We start from the raw sequence: 8,633 nt of genomic DNA, 5'->3' as shown, positions 1-8,633 counted from the left end.
TGCGTATACTACGCTACACCTTTTTATTCGTCAAGATCTTTTTTCAAAATTTTTGATCCTGCTCACTAACCTCTTGTTCCGCCTGCTTTCGCTGACGCCGTGTCAGTGGATGCGCATTATAGAGCCTTAAAAAAATCATGCAAGCGTTTATTGCAATTTTATTTCTGTTTGTGTTTTTTTTACCCATGCCGTATTGAAAACAAACTGATCCTATACAAATTTTACAAACTTTCTTTATTATTATTTATTATGTCAGTTATGATATGTTTGCTTTAGGCTAATTTTTTAAGATGGATTTTTCATATGCCTTTTACTTTCGCACACCCAGCAATTGTTTTACCTTTTAATAAAAAGCCTCAATTTTTTTCCATGACAGCCTTAATTATAGGTAGCATGTCCCCTGACTTTGAATATTTTCTTAGAATGAAAATAAAAAGTGATATGAGCCATACTTTATTTGGTATTGTTTATTTTGATCTGCCAATAACATTAATGGTTGCTTTTATCTTTCATTCCATTATTCGTAATGAACTAATCAAAAATTTGCCTCATTTCTTTTATAAACGATTTGCTCATTATCTTACTTTTAATTGGAATCAGTATTGCTTACATCATTGGTTTATTGTTTTGACATCAGCCGTAATAGGCATTACGTCTCATATTTGTTGGGACAGTTTTACTCACTTAACGGGTTTTGTAGTAAAACACATTCCTTTTTTACAACAGACAATTTCCCTAAAAAATATTGATATTCCTATCTACCAATTACTACAGCATGGCAGTACTTTGGTCGGAATGAGTTTAATATGCCTCTTTATTCTTAGATTACCGATCATGACTGATAAAAGGAATACGGTTAGTTTTCTATATTGGGGTTTGCTGATGATGATCGTTATAAGTGGTTTCTCTCTTTTTTTCGCCAATACTATCCATACTTTTGGTCAAAATGTGGTGAACTTTATTGATGCACTATTTTTAGGATTAATATTAGCACCACTTGTCATGAGAATTATACGGCGTTTATTTTAAACACCGTAATAGAATAGTATTGTTTTAGAACGTTATGATTCTGCTTTTATTTTATTAGGTAAATCCGCCAAACTATCGATTACCCAATCGGCTTGAGCAACGACTTCTTCAGTGATTGGGTCGCCCGTTTTCACTAAAACGGTTTTTTTAACCCCAGCCCTTTTACCTGATAATAGATCTGAAAGTTTATCGCCCACCATATAGGAATTAGCAATATCAATGCCTAACTCTTTCGCTGCGGTTTGAATCATACCGGGACTTGGTTTTCGGCATTCACAATGATCGACTAGTGGATCATGCGGACAATAATAGATACCATCTAAGTCAACACCTCTGTCTTGTAACGACCAATCCATCCATTCAGTTAAAGTATGAAATTGCTCTTCAGAAAATTTGTTTCTGGCAATTCCAGACTGATTGGTGGTAATAACTAATAAGAAACCCATTTTTTTGAGCTCTTGCATTGCCTCAATAACTCCGTCAATAAAGTGGAATTTATCAATTGTGTGCACATAGTTATAATCGATGTTTATTGTACCATCACGATCTAAAAAAATAGCAGGCTTCATATTTACTCATTTTCCTTTTATTTAGGTATTTATCCTAATTTGCATAATATATTATTGATTGACTTAGATGTCTAGACGTCTTAATATTCAACTATTCGCATTTTGCTTTTATATATTATGATACAATTACAACATATTTCGAAAACTTTTGAACATAATAATACGTTAATCCACGCATTAAAGGATATTACTATTAATGTACCCAAAGGTAAAATTTATGGGGTTATCGGTAAATCAGGCGCTGGAAAAAGTACATTGATTCGCTGTGTCAATCTGTTAGAAAAGCCAACAAGTGGTAAAATTTTTTTAGATAATCAAGAGATAACCAATTTATCTAATCGACAATTAATTCCTGTTCGTCGAAAAATCAGCATGATTTTTCAACATTTTAATCTTCTCTCATCACGTACCGTATTTGATAATATTGCTTTTCCTCTTGAACTTAATCGGACACCCAAAGCTAAGATTAAGCAAAAAGTCGATGAACTAATCGCGTTAGTTGGTTTGACTGAAAAAGCAAATGTCTATCCAGCCAATTTATCTGGTGGACAAAAGCAACGTGTTGCTATTGCACGAGCCTTGGCAAGTGACCCAAAAGTATTATTGTGTGATGAAGCTACCAGTGCCCTTGATCCAGAAACAACGCGTTCGATTTTAACTTTATTAAAAGAAATCAACCAGAAACTTGAATTAACAATCTTATTAATTACCCATGAAATGGATGTCGTTAAACAGATTTGCGATCAAGTTGCCGTTATTAGCAATGGAGAGCTAATTGAACAATCATCAGTAGGTGAAATGTTTTCCCATGCTAAAACCGATATTGCCCGTCAATTTATTCAATCCACTTTACATTTAAACATTCCTGATGACTATTTAACTAAGCTATCAAAAAAGTATAGAGAAGGACTTAATCCCCTAGTACGCCTAGAGTTTTCAGGTGTTTCGGTTGATTTACCGCTGTTATCGCAAATTGCTCAACAATTCAATATCGAAAGCAATATTATTAGCGCTCAGATGGATTACGCCGGTGGCGTTAAATTTGGTTTAATGCTAGCGGAAATGAAGGGAGAGACGAAAAGTATTGAATCCGCAATTGAATTTTTAGAAAAAAATAACACCAACATAGAGGTGCTTGGTTATGTTTAGTTTTATTCCTTCTTTTAAACCTTTCGAAACCTTATTTCGATATTTAGCACACTACAATTTTTGGGGTGATTTTGTCGCTTTTTGCTCTTCTTTTAATGGTTTTAATGAAGCCATGTTATTTAAAATGGCACAAGCAACTGATGAAACACTTTATATGGTTATCTTATCTGGATTTTGGGGAACCGTTATTGGATTACCGATTGGTATACTACTTTATACCACTCGTAAAAGACAAATTTTAGATTGTTATATCGCTAATAGTGTTATTTCATTTATAACGAATATATTTCGTTCAATACCTTTTATTATATTGATTGTTTGGATTATTCCTTTTACAACTTTCTTAATGGGAACGTTTATTGGTAAACAAGCTGCTGTTGTGCCACTAAGTATAGGTGTTTCGCCATTAATCGCTCGCATGATTGAAAATGCATTATTAGATGTTCCAAAAGGTTTGATTGAAGCAGCTCGCTCAATGGGCGCAACGCCCTTTCAAATCATTTATAAAGTCTTATTACCTGAATCCTTACCGGTCATTGTTAATAGTATGACAATTACTTTAATTACGCTAACGGGTTATATTGCCATGGCAGGCGCTGTTGGTGCAGGTGGTCTTGGTCAATTGGCAATTCAATATGGTTACAATGGATACAAGCCTGCTATAATGAATACAGTTTTAGTTATCTTAATCATTATTGTATTTATTATTCAGTTTATAGGAAATGCCATTGTAAAACGCGTAACTCATCATTAAATTTGGAGAAACTTATGTCAATTAAACAGCTAGCATTAATTACCACCTTAGTAAGTGCCTTTTTTTTAACGGGTTGTGATAATAGTAAACAAACAGTATCGGAAAATAACAATTTAAATCAATCAGATAATATGACTACACTTAAAGTCGGTGTTATTTCAGGGCCCGAACAAGAAGTAGCCGAAGTGGTAAAACAACAAGCTAAGGATCTTTATCATTTAGATGTTGAGTTGGTTATTTTCAATGATTATGTCACCCCTAATCAAGCATTAAATGATGGATTAATTGACGTTAATGCCTTCCAACATAAACCTTATTTAGATGAGCAAATGAAAGAGCGTGGTTACAAATTAGCTGTTGTCGGTAATTCATTTGTTTACCCAATTGCAAGTTATTCTCATAAGCTTAAACCAATCGACAATGCTACGCCAACGGGTGAAGGCGTGAAAGTGACATCTCCGCGTGGCGAAACTTTCTTTATTCCAGCTAACTCAACCATTGCGATTCCAAATGATCCAACTAATTTAGGTCGTGCACTACTGTTATTACAACATGAAGGATTAATTACCGTTGATAAATCAAAAGGTTTATTACCGACAGTTTTAGATATCACCAGTAATCCTAATAATTATAAAATTGTTGAGCTTGAAGCACCTATGTTGCCACGCTCTTTAGACGATGCACAAGTTGACCTTGCTATTATCAATAATGCATTTGCCGGACAAGCAAATTTAACGCCAAGTAAAGATGGCATTTTTGTTGAAGATAAAGAATCCCCTTACGTTAATATTATCGTTGCCCGTGAAGCTGATAAAGATAACGAGAATATCAAAAATTTTGTGAAAGCTTACCAAACTGATGCTGTAGCGCAAAAGGCAGATCAAATTTTTAATGGTGGTGCTATTCGTGGTTGGTAATAACTTACCAAAAACATTAATAAATCAAAATTCCGCCGATTTAAGATCGGCGGAAACAATAAAAGACAAAATAAATAGAGTTATTGAGTGATATACTGCAGACCATACATTAATTCAGCAAAGCATAATTAAGATCATGACCTGGCATATAGACCCCATTGGTATTATACATTCCCCTTATAGCGAAAAATTTGCTGTACCCAGACAACCGAATTTAGTTCCTGCTGGACATGGAGAACTTCATTTATTGGCACCTTATAACGATCCTAATAGTGTTAAAGGATTAGAACAGTTTTCACATTTATGGTTGCTATTTCAATTCCACCATATAGATCAGAACAAGTGGCGCTTAACCGTTCGTCCTCCTCGTTTAGGTGGAAATAAAACGTTAGGCGTATTTGCAACTCGTTCCCCATTTAGACCCAATCATATCGGGCTTTCAGCAGTAGAATTAAAAGACATAGTCATTAAAAATAAACAAGTTATTTTAAAATTAGGAAGTTTAGATTTAGTTGATGGCACACCTATAATCGATATAAAACCCTATCTACCTTATTGTGATAGTTATCCAGATGCCACTGCTGGCTATGCACAAACGTCTCCAGAAAAAAAATTACACGTCGTGTTTTCAGATGAAGCTCAACTTTTTTTAACATCGCAAAAACAGAATTATCCAGAGTTAGCAGATTTAATTGCTCAAGTCATTTCACAAGATCCTAGACCTGCTTATAAACAAAATAACATCGCTGAACAAACATATGGATTAACGCTATACCATTTTAACATAAAATGGAAAATCAAAAATGAATGCGCAATAGTCGGCGATATCGAGGTTATCTAAAAAAATTTACTTAACTGAAAAGTAAATAATTTTCTTTTTCCAATAGGATAAAATAGCTTTGTAAATTTTCTTAACAAAATTATGGCAAAAAATTAATAAAAAAGGTTGGTGTATTTATACGATTCTGATACATTATGTACGGGTTTAATTCCCTATATTTCACTTTGCCACTAAAATTAGTTAATAATCTTAGTGGTATTTTTATGCCTAAAAATCAATGGATATTTGTTTTGTGTTTGCTTCGCATTTCAGTGATATCTATCTCATCAAATATATAATGTTTACCACAATAATCACAAAGAATATCAATCTTTCCACCATCCTCTTTGAGGATTTCATCAATTTCATTTTGCGGTATTGTTGCTAAACTATCCTCAAAACGTTGCCGAGAACAACCACATTTAAATGTAACATTCTCAGTTTCAAACAATCGAACTTGTTCTTGATTATAAAGGCGATATAAAATTTCATCACTGGTGAGTTTAAATAATTCATCGTTCGTGATTGTTTCGGTTAAAGCGCATAGATGATCAAAAGACTCTTCAGTATTTTCATTAGCTGGTAACACTTGCAATAATATGCCGGCAGCCATTGGTTTATTATTGTAAACACCTGTTTTAACGAATAATCTAGTTGGCAACTGTTCAGACTGCATGAAGTAATTTTCAATACATCCTATTAGCGTCTCTTTTTCAAGTCCGACAATACCTTGATAGCGTTCTCCATTTTTGGGCGTAATGGTAATTACAATATAGCCATTACCCACCATATCTTTCAATGACGCATTATCAGCAATATCTCCATTAACTCGAGCAACCCCACGTAATTGTAGAAGATGATTGCCATTAACAACCGCTAAACGCAGAGGACCATCACCTTGTAATTGAACCGCAATATCGCCTTCAAATTTTAAGGTTGCGGTTAATAAACTCGTCGCAACCAGTAATTCACCCAATAAATTTTGTACTGCTATAGGATAATTATGGTTATCTAAAATTGCTTGGTAAGTTTGTTCTAAACGAGTTATTTCACCACGAACAGGGTGATTATCAAAGATAAATCGATTTAAAGTATCCATATCAATTATTGTCGCCTTGTTGTCTATCATATTTAAATTTTATTAAGTTACGCCGCTCTTTTTTATCCGGCTTTCTATCAGGATGTGGCATGGTTAATGCATTAAGCTTGCGTGCTTCAGCAATTTTTTCGCGTTTATCAATGCTCTCTTGTGTTTCTTGATAAAGTAATTGAGCTTCTTGCGCTGATCTCCGTTGTCCATTAATCGCCAAAATTTTAATTGTTTTTTGATCTGAACCTTGACGAAGAGTCAAAATTGCACCGACTTCCACCAATTTACTCGGTTTAGTTCGTTGACCATTATAGTGAACTTTTCCCCCCTCAACCATTTCACGAGCAAGGGAACGCGTTTTATAAAATCGGGCAGCCCACAACCATTTATCTAGTCTGATTTGATCCATTTCACTCTCATATTAATTAATCAAAAACGTCATTTAAACACGAACAGGAGTTTTAGCATTTTAATAATATATAAGGCTAACTAAACCAATATCAATTGTCTGATTGAAGAAAATGATTGATCGCATTGACTTGTATTGTGCCAGCTAAACTAAATGGTGCAATTTTACCAACTAAATTAGCGGTATAATTAGTTGACTCAGGATCGTAATTAACTAATTTCCAATCTTTTAATAAAGAACTTGGGATATTAGCAGCACCTAATTGAAAAGAGGTAAATTCTGTTTGATTAGCATTAAGCTTTGCTTTTATTTCAACAACACCCTTGTTAATTAAACTACTAAAGTTTAATAATGCATGCTGTTGTGAATCATATTTTAAGGTCAAATCTGGATAATTAATCTCAATTCCATTAATAGATCCTCTTTCAGCTTTGAAAAATAGGTTTCCGGCATCAAATCCTAAATATTTATCTTTGACTATAACAATATCTGAGCCCAGTGCTTCAAAATTAGTAAAAGCAAATGGATAGTTAGCATCAACATTAATTAATAGACTTGGTAAAATCGATAATTGAGTAATTTCAATTCGACTAAATTGTGTTGGTAATACTAATTGCTCTAAATGTTGAGGTAATTGATAAATGACACTAGCTATCGTGACTTGTTCTAACTGTAAAGTATTATCATGCCAGCTACCTGTAAGATTTACATTACCTTTATTCCAAGTGGCTATCGCTTTTTCAATTTCAATATTATTATCATTAAGATTGAGTTGAAGTAATACTGAGGAAAATAGATTTTCGAACCATACAACGTTATCGGCATTGAAAACAAGAGAGCTTTCATCAAAATACCATCCATTATCAAAACGAATATTTTTGACTTCAAGATTCCCTTTTTCAACGAGAAAAGAGGGTAGCTGTATACTACTTTCAAATATCGACAATTGTCGTAAAGAGAATTTCGGTAAATAGGAAATATACTTTTCCCAAAAATCGTCTGTTTGAGATTGTAGATGAATATTGCTTAATTTAAGTTGTTCAATATCCCAACTTTTATCAGCTAATATCTTTAACTTACTTACAAAAAATCCATTTTCAATATTCCCACCTAAATTGGTTAAGTAGGTAATATTATCACGGTGAAATCCTTGAACGATTACTGATTTTATAGCAACCTCATTGATCAATACTTCGTTAGAAGTGAAATCAAACTGGGCATTATTTAAACTTGATGAAGAATAAGATTTAATTCCGCCATTTACCTGTTTAAATAGAATTTTATCTTCATTATTATTTATTGAAACAGTAATGGTAGAATTAATGAATTTTAACGTATCAGTCGAAAAATCATAATGTTTAATTTTGCTATCAACCAATATTCCATCAATCACAGTAACATAGCTAAAATGATTGAATTGCCACAGTTCATGTTTATCTAACCCTATAACCATTTTAGGAATATTAGCTATCTGTTGCTGACCATCGCTGATGACAACATCATCCAAGACAACTTCATAAACATTTGAAAAAGAATGGTGAACATGCCCAATTGAGATAGTATAGGGACTTAATTTTGATAATTGCTCACTTACAAATTTTGCCCCAAACGCCGTCTGTACTACAAAATAAGAGAGTAACACTAACAACCAAGCAATTGCTAAAAGAGTAAGTAAGTAGAATCGTATCCGTCGCATAAATGAATAAAATTGTTATAATAAGCCGTTCACAATGACATTACGATAAACGATTTTAAATGAAATAGCATCTTATTTTAGTATAAATGATTTGTCGTTAAGTCAGTTTTACAGTTAATATATAGAAATACACAATCATATCTTTGAAATACCAAATGGAATCGATCACTCTTCCTTTATTTAAAGTAAGATGAGGGATT

Annotated in this window: 9 protein-coding genes; 5 read left to right on the top strand and 4 right to left on the bottom strand. The window is 33.2% G+C overall.

Going from position 1 to position 8,633, the window contains the following annotated elements:
* The first annotated feature begins 303 nt into the window (after nt 1-303).
* Entirely contained in the window at nt 304-1,029 is a 726-nt protein-coding gene (locus tag ACGH6P_RS06730; RefSeq protein WP_411597051.1) for a DUF4184 family protein, read from the top strand.
* A gap of 32 nt (nt 1,030-1,061) precedes the next feature.
* On the opposite strand, the gene gmhB is transcribed toward ACGH6P_RS06730, so the two are convergent.
* On the bottom strand, nt 1,062-1,598 hold the full coding sequence (gene gmhB, locus ACGH6P_RS06725) for a D-glycero-beta-D-manno-heptose 1,7-bisphosphate 7-phosphatase (protein ID WP_220216046.1): 537 nt from the start codon (nt 1,596-1,598) through the stop codon (nt 1,062-1,064).
* 117 nt (nt 1,599-1,715) lie between these two features.
* Here gmhB and metN point away from each other — a divergent pair, with 117 nt between their 5' ends.
* The 4 genes from metN (at nt 1,716) to tsaA (ending at nt 5,259) form a co-directional block, all read left to right on the top strand.
* Nucleotides 1,716-2,747, top strand: coding sequence for a methionine ABC transporter ATP-binding protein MetN (gene metN / locus ACGH6P_RS06720; protein WP_411597050.1), 1,032 nt, complete (start codon nt 1,716-1,718; stop codon nt 2,745-2,747).
* Nucleotides 2,748-2,859: 112 nt separating this feature from the next.
* Complete coding sequence (locus tag ACGH6P_RS06715; protein WP_411597058.1) at nt 2,860-3,501, top strand: methionine ABC transporter permease; 642 nt, start codon at nt 2,860-2,862, stop codon at nt 3,499-3,501.
* A gap of 14 nt (nt 3,502-3,515) precedes the next feature.
* Nucleotides 3,516-4,418: a methionine ABC transporter substrate-binding lipoprotein MetQ gene (metQ, locus tag ACGH6P_RS06710; RefSeq protein ID WP_267378913.1), complete on the top strand. Its 903-nt coding sequence runs from the start codon at nt 3,516-3,518 to the stop codon at nt 4,416-4,418.
* A gap of 136 nt (nt 4,419-4,554) precedes the next feature.
* Entirely contained in the window at nt 4,555-5,259 is a 705-nt protein-coding gene (gene tsaA / locus ACGH6P_RS06705; protein ID WP_411597049.1) for a tRNA (N6-threonylcarbamoyladenosine(37)-N6)-methyltransferase TrmO, read from the top strand.
* 214 nt (nt 5,260-5,473) lie between these two features.
* Here the strand turns inward: tsaA and hslO are convergent, their stop codons facing one another.
* The 3 genes from hslO to ACGH6P_RS06690 all read right to left on the bottom strand — a co-directional run bounded on the left by hslO (nt 5,474) and on the right by ACGH6P_RS06690 (nt 8,433).
* Nucleotides 5,474-6,337, bottom strand: a complete 864-nt coding sequence (gene hslO, locus ACGH6P_RS06700) for an Hsp33 family molecular chaperone HslO (protein ID WP_267351148.1) — start codon at nt 6,335-6,337, stop codon at nt 5,474-5,476.
* Between the two features lies 1 nt (nt 6,338).
* Nucleotides 6,339-6,737, bottom strand: coding sequence for a ribosome-associated heat shock protein Hsp15 (gene hslR / locus ACGH6P_RS06695; RefSeq protein ID WP_065559639.1), 399 nt, complete (start codon nt 6,735-6,737; stop codon nt 6,339-6,341).
* Nucleotides 6,738-6,828: 91 nt separating this feature from the next.
* Complete coding sequence (locus ACGH6P_RS06690; protein ID WP_411597048.1) at nt 6,829-8,433, bottom strand: hypothetical protein; 1,605 nt, start codon at nt 8,431-8,433, stop codon at nt 6,829-6,831.
* Nucleotides 8,434-8,633 lie beyond the last annotated feature (200 nt).

Origin of the sequence: Gilliamella sp. CG25, from assembly GCF_046635705.1 — a bacterium.
Lineage (GTDB): Bacteria > Pseudomonadota > Gammaproteobacteria > Enterobacterales > Orbaceae > Gilliamella > Gilliamella apicola_I.
The sequence above is the reverse complement of the archived record's forward strand: the minus strand, read 5'-3'. Positions and strand labels throughout refer to the sequence as shown.